The sequence below is a fragment of the Kordia periserrulae genome (assembly GCF_003054265.1).
Lineage (GTDB): Bacteria > Bacteroidota > Bacteroidia > Flavobacteriales > Flavobacteriaceae > Kordia > Kordia periserrulae.
Genome location: NZ_QBKT01000007.1, coordinates 21,389 through 44,305, shown reverse-complemented (window position 1 = coordinate 44,305; position 22,917 = coordinate 21,389). Strand labels below are relative to the sequence as shown.

Here is a 22,917-nt window from a genome sequence, read left to right as displayed (position 1 = left end):
TTAGCTTTACAAAACGTTAGAACTTTGAAACTGAATCTGCAAGAAATTCCAAGGGTTAAAAATATTACCAAAGAAGACTTCATTAAAAACTACTTTAAGCCACAAAAACCTGTGGTGATAGAGAATTTTATTGAAGATTGGCCTGCGTACACCAAATGGAGTTTGGACTACATGAAGGAAGTTGCAGGCGATAAAGAAGTGCCGCTCTATGACGACAGACCTGTAGATTATAAAGACGGTTTTAACGAACCACATGCCAAAATGAAAATGGCAGAGTATGTAGATTTACTCAAAAGTGAGCCTACTAAATACCGTATTTTCTTGTGGAATATTCTAAAAGAAGTCCCGTCATTGCAAGATGATTATAGCTATCCTGACTTTGGTTTGAAATTGATGAAATCCTTACCAATGTTATTTTTTGGCGGGAAAGACTCGTATACCTTTATGCATTATGATATCGATTTGGCGAATATTTTTCACTTTCATTTTGAAGGAAAAAAGCAATGCATTCTATTCGATCAAAAACAAAGCGATTATCTCTATAAAATTCCACATTCGTTGATTGTTCGTGAAGATATCGACTTTTCAAATCCAGATTTTGAAAAATGGCCAGCCTTACAAAAAGCAGAAGGACATATAGCCAATTTAGAACATGGTGATATTTTATACATGCCCGAAGGTTGGTGGCATTATATGAAATACATTACACCAGGATTCTCTATGAGTCTTCGTGCCATTGCAAGAAAACCTAAAAATTTAGGAAAAGCATTGTATAATATTTTCATCATGCGTCATTACGATAATTTGATGCGCAGAATGAAAGGTCAAAAGTGGATTGATTGGAAAAACGAGGAAGCGATTGTTAGAACGCATCGCAAAAATAATATTGCTGTATAAAAACTATTTCACCAATTCATTAATTTTCTCATACACCAAATGCGATTCCCAACCGCGATACAATAAATAATCAGCAATTTTCTTTTTTCGCTTTAGCGGATTAGTCTCTTTAACAGCATTGGCTCTTTTTTCAGCCAACTCGTCCAATGTTTTTAAATACTCGTTTTCTTCAATTTCTTTCAAAGCAATATCAATATTGTATTTTGAAATATTTCGAAACTTTAATTCTCTTACAATACGCAATCGTCCCCATTTTTTGATGCGAAACTTTCCTCTAGCAAAACTCTTAGAAAAACGCTCTTCATTCAAAAAATTATCCTCAATCAATTTCGTCACAATAACATCAATCGCATCAGGAATCATGTTCATATTTTGTAACTTTTCCACAACTTCTTTATGACAACGATCTTGATATACGCAAAATTGTTGTATTTTTATGATAGCTTCTGTAAGAGAATACGATTTTTTATCTAAAGGCATGAGCAAAAAAATAACTATTTATTCACACAAACAAAAATAATGCTTTTGATTATTAAATAATTATCTAGTATTATTGTAGGTATTTAATATGCAGCGGTATGAAAAAAAAAATAACCCCAGTTTTCTTTTTTCTAATGTGTTTATTCAGTCAAGCTCAAATCTTAACATTTGACTTTAACGGATTAGCCGGAAATGAAACTTCAGCAGTATCAAATTCAAATGATGCAAATTTAACAACTTCGACAATCACCAGAGGTAGCGGACTTACAGCTTCCAATAATGCAAACAGATTTAACGCACAATCATGGGCAACAACTAGTATTGCCAATGCGGTTTCGGGTAATGACTATATGGAATTTACCATTACACCCAACAGTGGTTTTGAGTTTAACGTTACAACAATGGTATTCAATGTGCAGCGTTCAGGAACAGGGTTAAGAGGCATTGCCTTGCGGAGTTCTATAGACGCTTATGCAGCTAATATTGATACTGAAATGGCAATTGCCGATAATACAAGCGTGCAAACCATTACATTTACGGTGAACCAAACAGGAAATACAGCGGCCGTAACGTATCGAATTTACGGCTGGGCAGAAGCTACAGGCGGTTCTGGAGGATTTGAAGGTACTGGAAATGATATCATCGTCAACGGAACAGTTTCGGCTTCCTGTACAGACGCGATGGACTTCGCCAATGTACAATTCCCGACAACTTCACAAACCATTACAGTAGGCGATAGCTTTACAGTATTTGCTCAAGGATATGAACCGGGAGTTACCGAAGCAGCAGGAGCGGGAACTGGTGTAGAAGCATGGATTGGTTACAACACCACCAATAATGACCCAAGTGTAGGAGCTGGCTGGACGTGGATTTCGGCAACATTCAATGTACAATCAGGAAATAATGATGAATTTAGTGCAGAAATCGGTTCTGCATTGCCAACAGGAACCTATTATTATGCAAGTCGTTTTCGATTGAATAGCTGTAATTTTACCTATGGAGGATCAGGCGGCGTTTGGAATAATGATTCTGTACAATTAACCGTAAACCCTGATGTTGCAGACTTTTGCAATGTAGATTTTCCAAAAACAGCAACCATCACGCAAGGAGATACTTTCAATGTATATGCCCAAGTATATGAACCAGGAATAACCGATGCTGTTGGACAAGGCGCAAATGTAGAAGCATGGATTGGTTACAATACGACAGATAATGACCCACGAACCGATGCAGGTTGGACTTGGGTTGCAGCGACGTACGATTCAGACAGTGGAAATAACGATCAATATACCGCAGAAATTGGTTCAGCATTAACCGCAGGAACGTATTACTACGCATCACGATTTAGAATAAATAGTAGTGATTTCACGTATGGTGGAATTCTAGCAGATAATATGGGGAATTTTTGGGATCCTGTGACCTATAATTCAGGAATCTTAACTATCAATCCACCGCCAACAGCCAATGTGGTGATTACGGAAATCATGTATAATACTTCAGGGACTGATGACGAATGGATAGAAATTTGTAATGTTTCTGGAAGTTTGCAAGACATTAGTTCTTATATTATTGATGTTGGCGGAATAACAGAGCATACCTTTGGAGGAAGTACCACACTAGCCGATGGCGCCTGTATTACGATTTCATTAGGAAGTAATGGCGATGGAACCTACAACCCAGGATGTAACTTTACACCAGATGAAGGTGAAGATGCAAGTACTAATAACACAAATAATTTGGTGAATTCTTCCGCAACCATTACGCTATTTGCAGCTGATGGAACTACGGTTGCTGACGTGGTAACCTATTCTAATACTGATGGGGCTAATGGAAATGATGCTTCTTTGCATGTCATTGACGCTACGTTAGATAATTCTGATACAGGAACCAACTGGCAAGAAGTTCTAAATGGTGGATCGCCAGGAACTAACGCGCTAATTTCTCCATGTTCTCAAACACAAGTTCAATTTGTAGCTACAAGCTCTACACTAGCGGAAGATGGTGCTTTTATTGATATTTGCGTTGCTATCACAAATCCGAGCGGTTCTGTTGCCACTACGGTAGAAGTTGCCTTAGATGGTGCAAGTACAGCAACCAATGGAACCGATTATGACGATGGAGCAGGAACGCCAGCGGCAATTTCATTTCCAGTAACACTGACGTTTCCAGCAGGTTCTTCAACAAATGAATGTATCACTATTTTCATCTCAAACGATGATGCGGTAGTAGAGCCAAGTGAAACGGTGATTTTAAACTTGCAAAATGCTTCTGGAGGAACTTCGGCAAGTATTGGAACAAATACAACACATACCTTAACCATCACAGACAACGACGGTGCGGGTTCAGGAGATATTATGATTACGCAGTATTATGAAGGAGCAGGAATTAATAAATGGATTGAGGTAAAAAACGTAAGTGGTGCAATCATTCCAGCAAATACATACTACATCGTAATATTAAACAATGCAGATGCTGATAATCCAGCTGCAGCTGATCCTACTTTGGGCGGTTCGCCTTCAGTTAATAACAATATACTTATCAGTACAGATATGGCTGTGGATGAGGTAAGGCGCTATAAACACGATAGCGCTACCATACCTGCATACGCAACTCCAGGAGAAGTTGGTTATGACGGAAATCCAACATTTAGCTTTGCGGCAGCAGCAAGTATGTTTAGCGGTGACGATTTGGTAATCATTTCAACTACAAACGATAGCACTACGTGGGCAAATAGAGTAGATGTGATTGGTGATGGAACACTTTGGGGCGACCGTAGATGTTTTGTGCGAAACTCTTGCGTGGCAACAGGACCATCAACGACGTTTGATGTAACCGATTGGGTAGAATTTACTGATACTGAGGTTGCAAGTCCAGCTTCAGGAACCAATCCGTATTTGGGAGAACATGAAGAAGGGATTACCTCTTGGAATGGTTCTGCATGGAGTAACGGAACTCCAGATAGGTCGAGAGTAGTTACTTTATCGGGAAATTACGATACTTCTGTCAATGGCGATTTAACAGTTTGTTCTTTAACAATTGACACGGGAGTAACAACAACGATTCCTAGCGGAACTTTTATAGACATTCAAAACGATTTAACGGTAAATAGTGGAGGAACACTCACCGTTGCGAATCAAGGTTCGTTGGTTATGGTGGATGATACTGGCGTTGTAACAGCCAACGGTACAATTACTGTTGAAAAAACAACGACTTCCTTTGAGCAATACGATTATACCTATTGGTCTTCACCAGTAGTAAGTGAAACTATAGGAGGAGCATTAGGAACTTGGCGAATGGATAGAGCATATGCGTATGTAGCTTCTAATTATGAAGATTTAGACAATGATGAAATTGATGACAATAATGATGTATGGTCAAATGTAACTTCTGCAAGTACCATGACGCCTGGCGTTGGGTATGCAGTGATGGGACCAACTACGGGAAGTTTTCCTCGGACGGAAGCTGTTACCTTTAGCGGTGCGGTCAACAATGGAGTGATTACTTCTTCCATCAGTTTAAGTGCAGATAACACAGATGCTGATGACGATTGGAATTTAGTCGGAAATCCTTATCCTTCTGCGATTAGCGCGGATGATTTTGTAGCGTTAAATACGAATATTACAGGGACCTTATATTTTTGGACGCATGTTGATGACGCCTCTATGTCAAATCCTGGACCTGATTTGTATAATTTTAGTACCGACGATTATGCTATGTACAATGCTGTAGGAAGTGTTGGTACCAGTTCCGTAAGTGGAAGTACGGCGCCGACAGGTTTTATAGCTTCTGGACAAGGTTTCTTTTTAGAAGCCATTACAGCAGGTTCTGTTACATTTAACAACAGTTTGCGAAGTAGTGCGTATGATAATAGTAACTTTTACAGACAGGCTACCGATGATGATGCATTTATAACGGAAGAATCTATAGAAGCTGAAGAAACGCAAGAACGCAATCGTATTTGGTTGAATCTTACCAATGCCGATGGTGCTTTTAGCCAAATATTGATAGGATTTTTAGACGATGCCACTTTGCAAAAAGACCGTTTATACGACGGAATTCGATTGAATGGTTTCAATTATTTACGTTTCTACTCAAAAGATGACACACATACATACGGAATTCAAGGACGACCAACGTTTACAGATACGGATATCGTTCCTTTGGGCTACGATTCAGCAGTTTTAGGAAACATTACTATCAGTATTGACCAAATAGAAGGAATTTTAAATACAGCGGATGTGGATGTATTTTTGAAAGATTTAGACTTAAATATTACGCACAATTTAAAAGTTGCTCCGTACACATTTACAACTACGGACGGAACATTTCCAAACAGATTTCAGTTGCAATTCATTAACAACATTCTAAGTGTAGATGAAGAAGTGTTGCCAGATAATGCTTTAGCAGTCTATTTAAACAATAATAAAGAAATCGAAATTCAACAGCGTACACGCACAGAAATTAAAAGTGTCAAAGTATATTCTGTAGTCGGACAATTGATAGGAAGCACGTCAAATATGAACAAAAAAATATCACTTCACGATATGGCCTCTGGCGTATATATCGTTGTTATTGATACTGAAAAAGGTTCAGTAGTTAAGAAAATTACACGATAAATATTTTAAAAAAGCAATACTAAAAAAGTGATGGAGTCGATGGTTGCGTTTTCGAAAAAAATCACGCTAAAAAATCATGAATCACAGCAGCTAAGATATTCATATCCACTTTTTCAATAGGATGTTTTACACCTTCTAAAATGTTAATTGTTCCGTTTGATACTAGTGCAGCAGCATGTTCAGATTCTGCAACGCTTACCATAGTATCTAAAGAGCCGATTCCAATAAGCACTTTGTGTGGAATTTGTTGTAAATCATCGTCTGTCAGGCGTTTTCCGTTTGCTAGTGCTAACATCATATCTGCTGTTTTTTGTAGGACTTCTTTCCAATCGTTTGGATGATGTAATTGTTGGAGATGTTTTGCAAAAGCGGGTACTTTTTCTTCAATTTTGGAAGGATTTAACATGTTGACTTCCTGTTGCGCGCTTTCCAAACTCCAATTGAACTTGGTGCCCAATGTCACAATACTATCAACCATTTCTGGATGCTTTTTCGCGAGTGTTAACGCCACATATCCGCCCATACTATAGCCGAAAATATGTGTTTGAGAAATTTTCAATTCTTGAAGCTTTTCCACAACATTCTCCGCAAAATATTCCATAGCAAACCCACGATTCGACTTACGTCCGCCGTGACCTTCAAAGTTGAGTGTATGTACATTAAAATCTTTTGAAAGCAGTTGTTGAAGCGGTTGCAATTGTGCTTCGCTTCCCAAAGCACCGTGAAGTAGGAGTAAGTTGTTGTGTTTCATGACTTAAAAGTACATAAAATCACTGTGAAATAAAATATAATACTACTCAAGTCACATATGGAATTTCAATGACTTTAAAATATAAGCCTATTTTAATTGTATTTTTATGGTATTACTATTAAAACCAGTTATTATGAAGAAAAAAACTAAAAAATTATCATTGACGAAATTGAGTATTGCCAAAATTAACTGTTCAAGGAAAATAGTTGGAGGTTCAGTAAAAGCTGCATGCCCTTCTAATGTTTGTCCAACAACTACAGGGTCTGAAACACACCATTGTCAAGACGAAACCAATGACACGAGATGTTTGGGTACATGAAATGAACAATCAAGCTAGTCCGAGCTGTAAGCTCGAACAAACAAATTAGAACTTTTAAAAGATTAGATAGCTTTTCAAAGTTGATTCAAGTTTCCAACTCGGACTACTACAAACAAAAAAAGCGACCGAATTTCGGTCGCTTTTGGTTAGTTTAAGACTTCATCGTTTTTATCTTTAAAACGATATTCTAGATACGTGTAAGCGTCTCTTGGTAATATTTTTACCCATTTTTTGTGTTCTAAAAACCACTTAAAACGGATGGATGGAAATCCTTTTGTGAGATACGCTGCAATAAACGGATGTGTGTTGAGCGTAATCCCGTTAAAGCCATCTTTCTTGGCTAAAATTCTTTCTAGATCGGTTGTAATTTTATCCACAAGAACAATTGGTGCTTCCACTTCGCTACCAGTTCCATTAGGGTTTACTTCTCTTGTTTTAATATTTACTTCCGGTCGTACTCGTTGTCGCGTAATTTGTACCAAACCAAATTTGCTAGGAGGTAATATTTTATGTTTCGCTCTATCATCTTTCATTTCTGTCTTCAAATGATCAAATAGAGTTCTTCGGTGTTCTGCATTGGTCATATCGATAAAGTCGATTACAATAATTCCTCCCATATCTCGTAATCGGAGTTGCCTTGCAATTTCTTTTGAGGCAATTAGGTTGACTTCTAATGCAGTATCCTCTTGTGTTTTGGCTTTGTTAGAACGATTTCCGCTATTTACATCAATAACATGTAATGCTTCGGTATGTTCTATTACTAAATAGGCGCCTTTACTCATGGAAACAGTTTTTCCAAAAGAGGTTTTAATTTGTCGTTCGACTCCATATTTTTCAAAGAGAGGAACTTTAGATTGGTACAATTTTACGATAGACTCTTTTTTAGGTGCAATTTTTTGCACGTATTCTTTAATTTCATAATAAAGATCTTCATCATCTACTTGAATTCCCGTGAATGATTCGTTAAAAATGTCTCTCAAAATGGAAGACGCTTTGTTCATTTCACTTAATACTTTCGACGGATGTTGAGCTTTATACAACTTTTTGCACATTGTTGACCACTTTGTCAACAAGTTTTGCAAGTCTTGGTCCAATTCAGCTACTTTTTTGCCTTCAGCTACTGTACGTACAATAACGCCAAAACCTTTAGGCTTGATACTGAGTACCAAACGTTTTAATCGGTCTTTTTCTTCTTTGCTTTCTATTTTTTGCGATATGGAAACACGTTCCGAAAACGGAACAAGTACAATATATCGTCCTGCAATAGAAAGTTCCGAACTAATTCTAGGACCTTTGGTCGAAATTGGCTCTTTCACAATTTGTACTAATATTGACTGATTGGCTTTTATAGCATCCATAATGCTACCATTTTTGTCAATATTAGGTTCAAACGGAAAGTTTTTTAATGTATAATCTTTTAATTTACCTGTGCTTACACGTTTTATAAATTTTAATAAGGAGAGTAATTGTGGACCTAAGTCGTGGTAATGTAAAAAGGCATCTTTTTCGTAGCCTACGTTTACAAACGCTGCGTTAAGTCCAGAGACAGGCTTTCTTATTTTGGCAAGAAATATATCTCCGACGGCAAAGTCATTATTGTCCTCTTCCTTATGTAATTCAATAAGTTTTCCATCCTTTAGCAAGGCAAAATCAACTTCAGAGGAATTGGATCTAATGATTAATTCTTTATTCACTCTGATTTAATTTTTATCCATACAATAATGTACAGATGGATTAAACAATTTTCACAGGTATTGTTTTTACCTAATAAATATACATGTTGCGTTTGCAAATACAAGACAGTAGTATTTGCGCAATCATGCAATTTTTTTCAAAGAACGTTTTTACTTTTTAGCTTGTAAAGCTATAAAATAAAGAAGTAGTTTGCTAACCAAACTACTTCTTCTTTTTATGACGGTTGGCTCTTCTTCTTTTTTTACGCTTGTGCGTAGCCACCTTGTGTCTTTTTCTTTTTTTACCACTTGGCATAATGCTCTATGTTTTTAAATTAATAAATGTATTTTTTGTTACTTTACTTTAACGTTGTCTTTCACTCCTTCAACAAAGATTTTTGCAGGTTTAAATGCAGGAATGTTGTGTGCAGGAATCTTGATAGTTGTGTTTTTAGAGATGTTTCTACCTGTTTTTTCAGCTCTAGTTTTGATGATAAAGCTACCAAAACCTCTCAAGTAAACATTGTCTCCACCTTCAAGTGAATTTTTTACTTCTTCCATAAAAGTTTCTACAGTTGCCTGTACTTCACTCTTTTCCATTCCTAACTTTTCTGAAATCTTCGCTACGATGTCCGCTTTCGTCATTTTAATATATTTTGTTTATTCGTTATAAAATTAAGGGATGCAAATATATAATTAATTAGATAATATTTATGTTCTAATTGATTAAAATTTAACGATATAAACATTTATTTTTGCGTATTATTTTGATTTGATGAACTTTTCTAAAGAAATTATACACTGGTATTTGCAAAATAAACGCGATTTACCATGGCGAAAAACAAAAGATCCGTACCGAATTTGGCTATCAGAAATCATGCTGCAACAAACGCGTGTAGCGCAGGGATTGCCTTATTATGAGAAGTTTACAGCAGCATTTCCTACAGTGTACGATTTGGCAAAAGCCGAAGAATCGCAGGTGTTAAAACTTTGGCAAGGATTGGGATATTATTCCCGCGCACGGAATTTACACTATACTGCAAAAGATATTGTAGAAAATTATAACGGAAAATTTCCAAGTACTTATAAAGAACTTTTACAACTAAAAGGTGTGGGCGATTACACTGCGAGCGCCATTGCTTCTATTTGTTTTGATGAAGTTGCGCCTGTAGTTGACGGAAATGTGTACAGAGTTTTAGCTAGATATTTTGATATTGACACTCCTATTAATAGTACCGAAGGCATCAAAAAGTTTAAAGAATTGGCGTTTGAAGTGATTGCTGAAGACGATCCTGCAAATTTTAATCAGGCAATTATGGAGTTTGGAGCCGTGCAATGCAAACCACAAAATCCGTATTGTATTGTATGTCCGTTGAACAACAGTTGTGAAGGTTTGAAAAATCAACGTGTTGGGATGTTGCCTGTAAAGTTGAAAAAAACCAAAATAAAACATCGTTGGTTCAATTATTTAGTGGTAATTGCTAAAGAAACAGAGACGCTTCTAGAAGAACGCACAGGAAAAGGCATTTGGCAAGGATTGTATCAGTTTCCGCTATTAGAAACCAAAAAAGCAATTACAGATATTCATTCGCATCAAGAAGAAATCAAAGCATTAGTGCAACTTCGTAACTTTTCCATTACACCATATAATACGGAAGCGAAAATTCACAAATTATCACATCAACATTTACATACTACATTTTGGATAGTAGAAACTACCGAGAATTTAAAAAATGGCATACTTTTGCAGGAAATTCGAAAATATCCTGTACCCATTTTAATTGGAAACTTTATAGAAGAATTCAATTTTTAATGGTTTTTTAGTACATTTGATTAGACACATAAATTTTACAACATGAGCGGAACACTAAATAAAGTAATGTTGATAGGACACTTGGGCGATGAGGTAAAAATGCACTACTTTGAAGGTGGCGGCTGCATTGGTCGTTTTCCGATTGCAACCAACGATTCGTACACTAACAAACAAACAGGCGAGCGTGTGGTAAACACAGATTGGCACAATATAGTTGTACGAAATAAAGCGGCAGAAATTTGTGAAAAATATTTGAGCAAAGGTGATAAAATATATGTAGAAGGTCGTTTGAAAAACAGACAGTGGCAAGGAGAAGACGGACAAACGCGGTACACAACGGAAATTCAAGTGACCGATTTTACCTTTTTGTCTACCAAACAAGAATCGCAAGCCAATGCTGGGGCAAATACGCCTGCAAACGCTTCGAATCCGAATCCACAAGCTGCGCAACAACCGTCGCAGCCATCAGCGCAACCACAACAGCAAGCGCCACAAGCTTCGCATGTTGAAGAAGATGATGACTTGCCATTTTAATCGAAGTTTAATTAACCACTCAAATTTTGGATCCAGAACCCAGTTTACTAATTCTTGCAGCGTCTTTTGAAGGACTCGATATTTTTAAGATGGTGTTTTTTGGTGTCTTATTAATTTGTTCTGCCTTAATTTCAGGTGCGGAAGTTGCTTTATTTTCCTTGTCGCAAACAGAAATCAATGAAGCTTCAGCATCGAAAATTGCTAGTGAGCGATTGGCAGCAAAACTCCTTCGAAAACCACGAAAACTCTTAGGAACTATTTTAGTAGCAAATAATTTTATCAACATTGCAACCGTATTATTGTTTGCGTCTTTTAGTGATAAATTTTTTGGCGGAATCACCACAGAATGGCTTCGATTGGTCATTGAAATTGGCGTAGTTACCTTTTTTATTTTACTCTTTGGTGAAATTCTTCCGAAAGTATATGCCAGCAGAAATAAGCACAAGTTTTCTGCAATGATGGCGTTTCCATTAAATGTGTTGGATAAAATTTTTGCACCTATTAGTATGCCGATGAGTTTTGTTTCAGGATTGATTCAAAATAAACTAGGAAAACGCCGTTCCAATCTTTCGGTAGACCAACTTTCACAAGCCTTAGAATTGACGTCTGAAGACGAAACAACGAAAGAAGAACAAAAAATTCTACAAGGAATTGTATCGTTTGGAAATACAGATACCAAGCAAGTCATGCGCCCACGTATGGACGTTTTTGCCTTAAAAGAAGGCATGTCGTTTGAAGCGGTATTGAATGAAATTACCAAAAATGGCTACTCGCGAATTCCTGTGTATAAAGATAGTTTGGATGAAATTTCGGGGATTTTATACGTAAAAGACCTCATTCCACATATAGACACTAAAGATTTTGGTTGGGAGAAAATTTTACGCAATGCGTATTTTGTTCCAGAAAATAAAAAGTTAGACGATTTGCTGCGCGAGTTCCAAGATAAGAAAATTCACTTGGCAATTGTGGTCGACGAATACGGCGGAACTTCTGGTTTGGTGTCGTTGGAAGATGTGATTGAAGAAATTGTTGGTGATATTAGTGACGAATTTGACGATGAAGATGTGCACTATTCCAAAATTGACGATAAAAATTATGTCTTTGATGGAAAAACAAACTTGAAAGATTTCTACAAAATTATTGGATTGGAAGACAACTCTGAATTTGAAGAACAAAAAGGCGAATCGGAAACTGTTGCAGGTTTTGTGTTGGAAATTTTTAGAGGTTTTCCAAAAGTAAAAGATAAAATAAACTTTGGTGACTATACGTTTACTGTGGAAGTAATTGACAACAAACGATTGAAACAAGTTAAAGTCACATTAAAAGAATGAACATCCTAAAATACACAAGTCTCTTTTTAATTGTAAGCGTAGTATTGATTTCCTGTGGCGGCGAAGTATTGCCAAAACCGAAAGCTTTTTTACGCTTGGAATATCCTGCGCCAAAATATGCTAAAGTCGCTTCCGATTGTCCGTATGCCTTTGAAAAGAATGAACTTGCCATTATTGATCCACAGAAAAATTGCTGGATAAATTTGCAATATCCTGCACTCAATGGAACGTTGCATTTATCGTACATTCCCATTGATGGAAATTTGAATCAATTGTTAGAAGATGTACAAAAACTCACCTATGAACATGCCGTAAAAGCAGATGCTATTGACCCAACGGTGTATGAAAACGCAGAACAAAACGTCTATGGAATGGTGTATGAAGTATCGGGAAATGCCGCTTCGCAAGCACAATTTTACGTTACGGATAGCATCAATCACTTTTTAACAGGTTCGCTATATTTCAACGCGCGACCAAATTACGATTCTATCTTTCCAGCGGTAAATTACATCAAAAAAGACATTCGCGTATTGATTGAATCGTTGGAGTGGAAGAACTAGACTCGCTTCGCTATGGACTCGCTTCGCTCAATTCAACGATTTAAGGTTTTTGCGTTTTTAATTAGAATTTCAAATTGTTTTTAGAACTTGACTAATACCTAACACCTAAAAGCTAACACCTAAATTTAAGATACGCTTCGCTTTGGACTCGCTTCGCTGTTAGATGTAAGATTGGCTTCGCCTTTTAGACTTGCTTCACTCAATTCAACGATTTAAGGTTTTTGCGTTTTTAATTAGAATTTCAAATTGTTTTTAGAACTTGACTAATACCTAATACCTAATACCTAATACCTAATACCTAACACCTAAAAGCTAACACCTAAATTTAAGATACGCTTCGCTTTGGACTCGCTTCGCTGTTAGATGTAAGATTGGCTTCGCCTTTTAGACTTGCTTCACTCAATTCAACGATTTAAGGTTTTTGCGTTTTTAATTAGAATTTCAAATTGTTTTTAGAACTTGACTAATATCTAACACCTAAAAGCTAACACCTAAATTTAAGATACGCTTCGCTTTTGGTAGTTGAGTAGGTTAGTGAGTGAGTTTTTAGTTTTTGGGATGTTCCTTATTGCGAAACTTAGTGTCACATCGAGCGCAGTCGAGATGTCTTTATAACTTTTAATTATCACATTTTCAAATCTCCAAATTAAAAAAATCCCCAATCATAACAATTGAGGATTTTGATATTTTATATGTAAAACTAAGTTACGCTTTTGTAGCGCAGCATGCTTTTTTACAGTCTTTTGCACACGCCATTTTTTCAGCTTCTTCTTTTTTAGCGCAGCACGCTTTTTTGCAATCAGCGGCACATTCTTTCTTAGCTTCATTGGTTGAAAATGTTTCAACGTTTTTCATGTCAGAAACTTTATAATCGCCAGCAACTTTTGAAACGGTACTTGTTAAAGCATCAAAATCAACTTTAGCGTCGTTGTATTCGACCATAGCTAATTTCTGTTCGAAATCTACCTTTGCCGATTTTACACCTTCCATAGCGGCTAATTTGCCTTCAATGCGCTTTGCGCAACCAATTGCACACGTCATTCCGTCAATTTTAAATTCAGCTTTGTTGTAGTTAGCAGCAAGGTCTTCTTTAGTAGTTTCCTTTTCAACGGTTTTCGTATTTGTGTCAACCGTAATTGTTTTAGGTGTGTTGTCTTTGCAGCTTATCAAAGCGATTGTCATTGCAAAAACGAATAGTATTTTTTTCATTGTTGTTCTATTTAAAATAAAATTCACTCATATAATTTTTGCTTATGAGCGTATCACAAAATTAAGCAAATATGAATGAATTATTCGAAATAATTGTCAGACTTTTGTATGATTCTATTTAAAAATCATGAATCACGACAAATTAAAGTGGATTTATCTAGCGTCATTATCCTTAATTTGGGGAAGTTCGTTCATCTTAATAGAACAAGCCATTAAAGGACTGAGCTCCATTCAAGTGGGTGCGTTGCGATTGACCATTACTGCAATCATCGTGTTTTCGATAGGCGGAAATAAAATAAAGTTGATTGAGCGTCAGCAGTGGAAATGGATTTTTTTAACAGCGCTTGCAGGTTCGTTTTTTCCAGTGTTTTTATTTGCCATTGCGCAAGAGCAGTTGGATAGTGCTGTAGCAAGTATGTTAAACTCGCTCACGCCATTAAATACAGTTATTTTCGGAATTTTATTATTTGGTGTGAAAACGTCCAAGCTGCAAATTTATGGCGTGTTGATTGGTTTGGTTGGCGCGTTGGTTTTGATTTTTGCTGGAGCGAATTTTAATCCGAATCAAAATTATTGGTACAGTATTTTTATTGCCTTTGCCACCATTGGTTACGGTTTGAATGTGAATATGATTAAAAGGCATTTGAACAATCTAAACGCCTTAGCTATTGTCACAGGTAATTTTTTATTCTTGATTGTGCCTGCGCTTATTATTTTGGCTTCTACAGGCTTTTTTGGAACCATTTTAGAAAACAAAGAAATGCAAGTTTCGTTAGGATACGTTGCTATTTTGTCACTTTTCGGAACGGCAATTGCCAAAGTAATCTACAATCGATTGGTGCAAATTTCGAGTCCTGTATTTGCTTCTTCCGTAACCTATACGATGCCGTTAGTTGCGATATTTTGGGGCGTGTTGGCAGGAGAAACATTAAGTTTCTATCAAATACTTGGAGGTATTGTAATTTTAGTCGGAGTGTATTTGGTGAATAGGAGGAAGAAAAAACCAACAACTTTATAATTGTTGGTTTCAATTGGAAATTAGTTTTATGAATTCCATGTTCCATTGATGCAATTCTCATAGGCAATTTGATAATAAATTTCGTAAAACTCTTGAAAAAAGTGTTCGCCAAAAGCATCTATTGAAGCAGAAATTGTAGCTTGAGCTTCGCAAGATTCTAGTGGATTTATGTTTCCTCCATTTAATTGTGTTTGTTCTTTTTTACTTAAAATTTGTAAAGTCTTGATGCTTGCTAATTTCATAATTTGTGATTTAAATTTCAATTAAAGTAAGAAAAATAATTTATTAAATGTAATATTAAAACACAAAAAAATCGAGAGTATTTAACTACTCCCGATTGTTAAGTATTATTTAAAGATATAATTTATTGAAAATCTTCTTTCGTAAGTGGTGTATTTATTTTAGTTGATAAAGCAGTCATTTCTAATTTCTGTCCAGCAGCAGGAATTACCATTCCGTGTGGAATCATAACGCCGTCGATTTCTTTATAATCGCTAAAGAAACGATCTTGTATCATTTCTTGACCGCCAGGACCTTTACCTGTAGAACTTTCTTTTACTTTTAATCCTGTTTTTGTATCATAAAAGTTGGTTACTTTTTCTCCATTCGATTTTTCAATCACAACTGCATACGCATCTTTTCCATCTACTGATTCAATACCTTTCAACGTTATTTTATCACTTTCATAGTAAAGTTCAGGAAACAACCCTTTTCTAGATTTCATATCAGCAATCATTTCTGCTGGCATGTCCATTTTTTGACCTTGTCCTGAAATGTATCCTGTTTCTCCATCAAAAACTTGCTTGTTAACACTTCCCATTCCAGCAACAGACACATCTACCATTAATAAATTTGGGCTTTTACGCTTCATCATCATTGACATGTCCATTCCTTGAAACGACGTTCCCATTTCCTGTACAATCGAGTTTACGCTCATCAATTTTTCTTTTCCACCAATGGCTTTGATGTAATCATTCACAACAGTTTGTGCAGTTACTCCCGCAGGAATTGGCTTTTTAAACACAGGCTTTTTTGTCGAATTTCCGTACTGATCATAATATTTTACAGGCACTTTTTTCCCTTCAAACGTTATGTTTTCGAGTCCGTCAATTACTTCGCTTCCTTTTCCGGTTACGACAATACGTAAGTTATCTTTCTTAAAGTATTTTTTTGCTGCACGCAATACATCTTCTTTGGTAACAGCTTCAATTTTTTCCAAATACGTTTCGTAGAAATCTTTTGGTAAATCTTCTGTAATAATGTTCAACGCGTAGTTTGCAATGGTACTTGGGCGCTCGATTCCTGTTACAAATCTACCTACATATTTTGCTTTTACATTTTTCAATTCTTCATCAGAAACCAATTCTGTAGTCATTTTTTTGATTTCTTTCAAAATTTCAACTACCGCGCTATCCGTAACTGCATTACGTACACTTGCGGTTGCACTGAATCGAGAGATGGTTTTTCTATTGTTTCCAATACTTGAATACGAACCGTAGGTGAATTTTTTATCTTCACGTAAATTGTTAAATAAACGCGCTTCACCACCGCCACCAAGAATATTGTTAGCAATCAACACAGGGAAATAATCTTCGTCTTTCATTGTCAAATTCACCGTGTTTTGAACGCTTAATTCTGATTGTACAGCGTTGTCAGCATTGATAAAGTTGATTTCTGTTTGTGTAGGATTTGAAGCTGTATCATACGTGTCAGCAACGATAGTTCCTTGTTCCCAGTTTTTGAAAAGCTTTTTTACTAATTTCTTTACATCTTTGGTTTTAACATCACCAATTACGATAAGATAGGCGTTGTTTGGTCGGAAATATTTGTTGTGAAACGCTTTAATGTCATCCAGTGTTACATTTTTTATCGTTTCTTCCGTCACAAATTCACCATATGGATGATTTGGACCATATGCCAATACAGATTGCACTCTTCCAGCAATGGCACTTACATTTTTCTTTTCAGATTTGATACCTTCTAAAATCTTAGCACGCTCACTCTCTAAATCTTCCTGCGTAAAATTTGGATTTAAAGCTGCATCTGCCATTAATTCCATGATTCTAGGGAAGTATTTCGATAAAGAACTTGCGAAAGCGCTTTGCGAACCGAAATTTAAAGAAGCACCTAAATAATCAACTTCTTCATTAAAATCATCTTTAGAAATAGACATAGAACCACTTCCTAATAAGGAACTTACCAAGTCTGTCATTCCAGCTTTTTCTCCTTCTACAATCAGAGGATTGTCTATTCGTAAAGTTGCAGAAACACGCGGTAATTTATTGTTTTCAACCACCATCACTGTTAATCCATTTTTTAATGTAAATGTATCAGGCTTTCCGATATTTACTTTAGGTGCAGGTCCTGGTTTTGGTTGTTTTGATCTATCTATTTGTGCTTGCATTGTTAGTGATGCCACAAACAATACAAGAAGTGAAACTATTTTTGTTTTCATCTGTAATTTTTTATTTTTTTTCTGTTTTGTCAGCAGGTACATATTCTAAAAGCAAACGTTGATTTGACTTTAAGTACTTATTTGCAACTTCTCTAATTTCTTCTCTAGTAATAGAGCGGTAAATGTCAATTTCTGTATTGATAAGATTGGTATCACCATACATTACATTGTATCTAGCTAGTGAGTTTGCAATACCTTGTATACTAGAGTTTGAGTTTACAAATCGGTTTTCAAACTTATTTTGAAGTTTTTCGTAATCTCTTTGCGAAATTAATTCTGTTTGAAGCATTTTAATTTCATCGTCCATTTCAGCTAACAAATCTTCTAAAGTATTGTCGCCTAACGGAAGTGCAAAAAGCGCATAAGTTCCATAGTCTTTTTGACTGAAATTCACTGCTTGTACAGCCAATGCCATTTTTTTATCGTCTACAAGTCTTTTGTATAATTTAGAGCTTTTACCGCCACTTAAATAGGTAGAAATCATATCCAAAATACGTGCGTCTCTTGTCGTAAATCCAGGTGTTCTGTATGCTGCAATAATTGCAGGAATTTGAATGTTTGGATCTTCGTATTTTACTTTAAATTCTTCTGTAATTGGATCTTCTTTTGGGAAGTTGCGCACTACATCTTTTCCTCTTGGAATAGGACCAAAATAATCTTTAATCATTTTTTTAGTCTTCGAGATGTTAATGTCGCCTGCAACTACTAAGGTTGCGTTATTAGGAACATAATATTTTTTGAAGTATGCTTTAAATTCATCGAGAGTAGCAGCATCCAAATGCTCCATTTCTCCAATGTTTTTGTGTTTATATGGGTGTTTTTTGAAGATGTTTTCGCTCACTACAAACAACAATTGTCCGTAAGGCTGGTTGTCGTAACGTTGTCTTTTTTCTTCTTTTACAACTTCACTTTGGGTATCCACACCAATTTGATTGATAACAGGATGCATCATGCGTTCTGATTCCATCCACAACCCTAATTCTAAATTGTTTGAAGGAAATACTTCATAATAATACGTTCGGTCATTGGAAGTATTTGCATTGTTGCTTCCTCCGTTAGAAGATACTATTTTAAACCATTGTCCACGGTCAATATTTTCGGTTCCTTCAAAAAGTAAATGCTCAAAGAAGTGAGCAAAACCAGTACGTTCAGGATTATTGTTGCCTCCTAAATCTTTTCCGCCAACATCATACATAACCGATGTGGTTACTACAGGAGCAGTATTATCTTGATGAAGAATTACATGCAAACCGTTGTCTAGGTCGTATTCTTCAAACGTAACTTCTTGTGCTTGGGCAAACACGCCTACCAGCATCAATGAAGCTATTGAAAATAGTCTTTTTTTCATTGCATTTAACTTTTTTTGACTTTGAGTTATTTTAGATCTGACGCAAGTTCTGTAAAAATGTTACATATCACAAATAAACCTTAAAGTTTATGACAATTTTAGGAAGTCTGTAAATTTTCGTATCTTAATGGTTCTTAAATAATTACTAACTAAAAACCCGAAAACTACTATGGAAAAGAAAATTATTAAATACGGCGTTTTTATTGCCTTTGGATTGATTTTATACTTTTTAATTGTACGAATGTTTGGCTTGCATGAAAATCCTTGGTTGCGTTTGCTCAACGGAGCTATTGTTGCCTTAGGGATTTACAAAGTCATAAAAGATGTAAAAAAAGAAAGCGGCGTCAATTTCAATTATTTTGAAGGATTTAAAGCTGGCATTATCTCAGGATTTATAGCAACCTTAGTTTTTACCTTCTTTATGGCAATTTACATCTTCCACATAGATGTTGAGTTTGGAGAAAAAATTATGGCAATGAGTTTGGGGAGTGTTTCACGAGAACCAGGACTTTTATTATTCATTATTTTGATTGAAGGATTCGCATCAACAGTGGTTTTGAGCCTGCTATTTATGCAAAAATTTAAGCCAAGTTGGAATATTAACAACAAACTGCCTTAGAAGTATTTGTAGATTAATTAATTAGATGTATATTTGCGTCCATTTTTGGATAAAATTAATTAATTAAACGATACGCTATGTATGCAATTGTAGAGATAGCAGGGCAGCAATTCAAAGTTGCGAAAGATCAAAAAGTATTTGTTCATCGTTTGGCTACAGAAGAAGGAAAGCAAGTGACTTTCGACAATGTTCTTTTGTTAGACGATAACGGACAAGTTACTATTGGCGCCCCAGCTATAAACGGAGCCGCAGTAGAGGCAAAAGTTTTAAAGCACCTTAAAGGTGATAAAGTGATTGTTTTCAAAAAGAAAAGACGTAAAGGATACCGTGTAAAAAATGGTCACCGTCAGTCTTTAACAGAAATTGTAATTGAAAACATCGTAGCTTCAGGAGCTAAAAAAGCAGCACCAAAGAAAGAAGAAGCTAAAAAAGAAGTTGCTAAGCCAGCTGCAGAAGTTAAGCCTGCCGCTAAGAAAGCAACAACTAAAGGAGATGATTTAAAGAAAATCGAAGGAATTGGTCCTAAGATTGCATCTACTTTAAACGAAGCAGGAATCACAACGTTTGCTGAATTGGCAAATACAGATGCTGCTAAAATTTCTGAAATCATTGCGGACGTTCGTGGAAATCACGTAACTGACACTTGGCCAGCACAAGCTCAATTAGCTGCTGATGGAAAGTGGGATGAGTTAAAGAAATGGCAAGATGAATTAGACGGTGGTAAAGCATAATTGCAAAATCCACTTAAGTATAACAATTTAAAACCTTACGAAAATGGCTCACAAAAAAGGAGTTGGTAGTTCGAAAAACGGTAGAGAATCAGAATCGAAACGATTAGGCGTTAAGATTTTTGGTGGACAAGCAGCTATTGCTGGAAACATCATCGTTAGACAAAGAGGAACTACTCACAATCCAGGAGAAAATGTATATATGGGGAAAGACCATACCTTACATGCTAAAGTAGATGGTATTGTGAAATTCACAAAGAAAGCAAACAACAGATCGTACGTTTCAATTGAACCTTTTGAAGCTTAATTAGCATCTGAATGTATAAAAAAAGCCTGAACTTCAATGTTCAGGCTTTTTTTATGTCATTCAAAAAAGAATTTATGTATTATTTCACAAATCCTTTTTTCTTTAATAAAGGTTCAATTTTAGGTTCTGCACCTCTGAAGGTTTTGTATAAATCCATTCCCGATTGCGATCCGCCCATGCTCAACATTTTTCGGTAGCGTTTTGCTGTGGCAGAATCAAATAAGTTTCCAGTGTCTTTAAATGCCTGAAAAGCATCTGCATCTAACACTTCTGACCATAAATAGCTGTAATATCCGGAAGAATAACCCACGGGACTTGAAAATATATGCCCAAAATACGTACTTCTATATCGCGGAATGATTTCGTCAATCAACCCTAATTTGTTCATGGCTTCTTTTTCAAAAGCATTCACATCTGTTGGAATGTCTGCTGTTTTGGAATGCCACGCCATATCCAAATATGCTGCCGCCATATATTCAACCGTAGCAAATCCGCCATTGAATGAATTGGCATCTTTCATTTTTTTAATCATGGCATCTGGAATGACTTCGCCTGTTTTGTAATGTTTCGCAAACATGCGCAATACTTGCGGTTCGCTCATCCAGTTTTCCATTACTTGCGATGGAAATTCTACAAAATCTCTTGGAACATTGGTTCCCGATAAGGATTCGTATTTTACGTTTGAGAATAATCCGTGCAACGCATGCCCAAATTCGTGGAATAAGGTTTCTGCTTCCGTAAAGGATAATAACGACGGAGAATCTGCGGTTGGTGCAGGATAATTAAAATTATTCGTCACAATTGGAGTAACCATTCCGTCCACGTTTTTCTGACTGCGCAAAGCATTCATCCATGCGCCGCCACGTTTGCTTGGACGCGCAAAGAAGTCCATATAAATAATTCCCAAATGCTTTCCATCAGCTTCTAGCACTTCAAATACTTGCTGGTCTTCATGCCATTTTGGAACATCGTTCATTTCTTTAAATTCCAATCCGAAAAGTTCTTTCGCCAAAGCAAATACTCCATCGCGCACAGCATTTACTTCAAAGTACGGACGTGTTTCTTCTTCGTCAAAATTGTAACGCTCTTTCCGAACTTTTTCTACGTAATAACGCCAATCGCTTCCTCTAAAATCACCTTTTACACCTTCACTTGCCATTTTTTTAGCCAATGCTTCACGCTCAGATTTTGCCATTGCGAGTGCCGAAGGCCACAATTTGTCCATAAAAGCATATACAGCTTCTGGCGTTTCTGCCATGTTATCAGATAATATATAGGCTGCATGCGATTCATAGCCTAGTAATTTTGCTTTTTCCAAACGCAAAGCTGCCATTTCGCTTAAAATCGCTTTGTTGTCATTTTCGTTGTCATTGTTAGCACGCATGGCATATCCATCAAATAGTATTTTGCGTGCTTCTCTGTTTGGAGACGATTGTAAAAACGGATTGATACTTGGGCGTTGCAAAGTAAACGAATAGCCGTCTTCGTGACCGCGTTTTTTTGCTTCGGATTTCGCCAAATCGACCAAGTTTGCTGGAAGATTCCCTAAGTCTTTTTTGTCTTTGGTGTGATATTCAAACGCGTTGGTTTCATCAAGTAAATGTTCGCTGAAATCGCCACTTAATTTTGCCAATCGTTTGTTGATTTCGCGTAAACGTTCTTGTGGTTCACCTTTCAAACTGATTCCCGCACGCACAAATTGTTTATGCGCTTCTTCTAGCAACCGTTTTTCTTCTTCCGATAAATTCAAATTTTCTTTTTGGTCGTACACCGCTTTTACACGTTCGTACAATTTCGCATTAAGATTGATAAAATCGTTATGCGCCGCCAATGCTGGTGTGATTTCTTTGGCAGCAGCTTTAAGTGTATCGTCTGTATTGGCACCATTAACTGCATAAAAAACACGTTGCAATCTTTTCAAATATTTTCCGCTAAATTCCAACGCTTCAATCGTGTTTTGAAAGGTTGGTGCTTCTGTATTTTCGGTGATTGCAGTAATTTCCTTTTGATTTTCTTTTAAAGCAACTTCAAAAGCAGGTAAGTAGTCGCTACTCTTTATTTTGTCAAAAGGCGGTACTCCGTATGGCGTGTTCCATTCTGTCAACAAAGGATTGTCTGTCATAGTCGTTTCTGATTTTTTTTCGGGAGTAGCTTCTTTGCAGGATGCAAATAGTAAAATGCTACTCATAATGGCTATTGAGGTTCGTTTCATTAGTTTAATTGTTTAGTACTCCAAGATACAGAATTTTTAAGTTTTTG

The 22,917-nt window shown here is 36.3% G+C and carries 19 protein-coding genes; 10 read left to right on the top strand and 9 right to left on the bottom strand.

Annotated elements, in window-relative coordinates:
- Positions 1-24: 24 nt before the first annotated feature.
- The gene (locus C8N46_RS14610) at positions 25-897 is read left to right on the top strand and encodes a cupin-like domain-containing protein (RefSeq protein ID WP_108115662.1); all 873 of its coding nucleotides are present in this window, start codon (positions 25-27) and stop codon (positions 895-897) included.
- 3 nt (positions 898-900) lie between these two features.
- On the opposite strand, the gene C8N46_RS14605 is transcribed toward C8N46_RS14610, so the two are convergent.
- Positions 901-1,377, bottom strand: coding sequence for a regulatory protein RecX (locus C8N46_RS14605; RefSeq protein ID WP_108115661.1), 477 nt, complete (start codon positions 1,375-1,377; stop codon positions 901-903).
- Between the two features lie 98 nt (positions 1,378-1,475).
- Between C8N46_RS14605 and C8N46_RS14600 the strand changes: the two genes are divergently transcribed.
- Positions 1,476-5,993, top strand: coding sequence for a lamin tail domain-containing protein (locus C8N46_RS14600; RefSeq protein WP_108115660.1), 4,518 nt, complete (start codon positions 1,476-1,478; stop codon positions 5,991-5,993).
- Between the two features lie 61 nt (positions 5,994-6,054).
- Here the strand turns inward: C8N46_RS14600 and C8N46_RS14595 are convergent, their stop codons facing one another.
- The 3 genes from C8N46_RS14595 to C8N46_RS14585 all read right to left on the bottom strand — a co-directional run bounded on the left by C8N46_RS14595 (position 6,055) and on the right by C8N46_RS14585 (position 9,381).
- Positions 6,055-6,744, bottom strand: a complete 690-nt coding sequence (locus tag C8N46_RS14595) for an alpha/beta fold hydrolase (protein ID WP_108115659.1) — start codon at positions 6,742-6,744, stop codon at positions 6,055-6,057.
- 465 nt (positions 6,745-7,209) lie between these two features.
- Positions 7,210-8,757, bottom strand: a complete 1,548-nt coding sequence (locus C8N46_RS14590) for an Rne/Rng family ribonuclease (RefSeq protein ID WP_108115658.1) — start codon at positions 8,755-8,757, stop codon at positions 7,210-7,212.
- A 333-nt stretch (positions 8,758-9,090) separates the two neighbouring features.
- On the bottom strand, positions 9,091-9,381 hold the full coding sequence (locus tag C8N46_RS14585) for an HU family DNA-binding protein (RefSeq protein WP_108115657.1): 291 nt from the start codon (positions 9,379-9,381) through the stop codon (positions 9,091-9,093).
- Between the two features lie 130 nt (positions 9,382-9,511).
- Between C8N46_RS14585 and mutY the strand changes: the two genes are divergently transcribed.
- The 4 genes from mutY to gldD are packed head-to-tail and all read left to right on the top strand — an operon-like array spanning position 9,512 to position 12,974.
- Positions 9,512-10,549 (top strand): A/G-specific adenine glycosylase, encoded by a 1,038-nt coding sequence (gene mutY / locus C8N46_RS14580; RefSeq protein WP_108115656.1) that lies wholly within the window; start codon positions 9,512-9,514, stop codon positions 10,547-10,549.
- 42 nt (positions 10,550-10,591) lie between these two features.
- Positions 10,592-11,083 carry a single-stranded DNA-binding protein gene (locus C8N46_RS14575; protein WP_108115655.1) on the top strand — a complete coding sequence of 164 codons (492 nt, stop codon included), beginning with the start codon at positions 10,592-10,594 and terminating at the stop codon, positions 11,081-11,083.
- Between the two features lie 26 nt (positions 11,084-11,109).
- Positions 11,110-12,414, top strand: a complete 1,305-nt coding sequence (locus C8N46_RS14570) for a gliding motility-associated protein GldE (protein ID WP_108115654.1) — start codon at positions 11,110-11,112, stop codon at positions 12,412-12,414.
- Complete coding sequence (gene gldD, locus C8N46_RS14565; protein ID WP_108115653.1) at positions 12,411-12,974, top strand: gliding motility lipoprotein GldD; 564 nt, start codon at positions 12,411-12,413, stop codon at positions 12,972-12,974. Before C8N46_RS14570 ends, gldD begins: the two co-directional genes overlap by 4 nt.
- Before the next feature lie 705 nt (positions 12,975-13,679).
- Here gldD and C8N46_RS14560 read toward each other — a convergent pair.
- Positions 13,680-14,183 carry a heavy-metal-associated domain-containing protein gene (locus C8N46_RS14560; protein ID WP_108115837.1) on the bottom strand — a complete coding sequence of 168 codons (504 nt, stop codon included), beginning with the start codon at positions 14,181-14,183 and terminating at the stop codon, positions 13,680-13,682.
- Positions 14,184-14,310: 127 nt separating this feature from the next.
- On the opposite strand from C8N46_RS14560, the gene C8N46_RS14555 reads away from it, so the two are divergent.
- Entirely contained in the window at positions 14,311-15,201 is an 891-nt protein-coding gene (locus C8N46_RS14555; RefSeq protein WP_108115652.1) for a DMT family transporter, read from the top strand.
- 26 nt (positions 15,202-15,227) lie between these two features.
- Here C8N46_RS14555 and C8N46_RS14550 read toward each other — a convergent pair whose 3' ends face one another.
- From C8N46_RS14550 to C8N46_RS14540, 3 genes are all read right to left on the bottom strand, one after another.
- Positions 15,228-15,443 (bottom strand): hypothetical protein, encoded by a 216-nt coding sequence (locus C8N46_RS14550; protein ID WP_108115651.1) that lies wholly within the window; start codon positions 15,441-15,443, stop codon positions 15,228-15,230.
- Positions 15,444-15,565: 122 nt separating this feature from the next.
- Positions 15,566-17,656 carry a M16 family metallopeptidase gene (locus C8N46_RS14545; protein WP_108115836.1) on the bottom strand — a complete coding sequence of 697 codons (2,091 nt, stop codon included), beginning with the start codon at positions 17,654-17,656 and terminating at the stop codon, positions 15,566-15,568.
- A gap of 10 nt (positions 17,657-17,666) precedes the next feature.
- Positions 17,667-19,004, bottom strand: a complete 1,338-nt coding sequence (locus C8N46_RS14540; protein ID WP_108115650.1) for a M16 family metallopeptidase — start codon at positions 19,002-19,004, stop codon at positions 17,667-17,669.
- A gap of 169 nt (positions 19,005-19,173) precedes the next feature.
- Here C8N46_RS14540 and C8N46_RS14535 point away from each other — a divergent pair, with 169 nt between their 5' ends.
- The 3 genes from C8N46_RS14535 (at position 19,174) to rpmA (ending at position 20,658) form a co-directional block, all read left to right on the top strand.
- Positions 19,174-19,623 (top strand): DUF4199 domain-containing protein, encoded by a 450-nt coding sequence (locus C8N46_RS14535; RefSeq protein WP_108115649.1) that lies wholly within the window; start codon positions 19,174-19,176, stop codon positions 19,621-19,623.
- Positions 19,624-19,700: 77 nt separating this feature from the next.
- A complete protein-coding gene (gene rplU, locus C8N46_RS14530) occupies positions 19,701-20,354 on the top strand; it encodes a 50S ribosomal protein L21 (RefSeq protein WP_108115648.1) in 654 nt (217 codons plus the stop codon).
- 43 nt (positions 20,355-20,397) lie between these two features.
- A complete protein-coding gene (gene rpmA, locus C8N46_RS14525; protein ID WP_046743080.1) occupies positions 20,398-20,658 on the top strand; it encodes a 50S ribosomal protein L27 in 261 nt (86 codons plus the stop codon).
- Between the two features lie 79 nt (positions 20,659-20,737).
- Here rpmA and C8N46_RS14520 read toward each other — a convergent pair whose 3' ends face one another.
- Positions 20,738-22,870 carry a M3 family metallopeptidase gene (locus tag C8N46_RS14520; protein ID WP_108115647.1) on the bottom strand — a complete coding sequence of 711 codons (2,133 nt, stop codon included), beginning with the start codon at positions 22,868-22,870 and terminating at the stop codon, positions 20,738-20,740.
- Between the last annotated feature and the right edge of the window lie 47 nt (positions 22,871-22,917).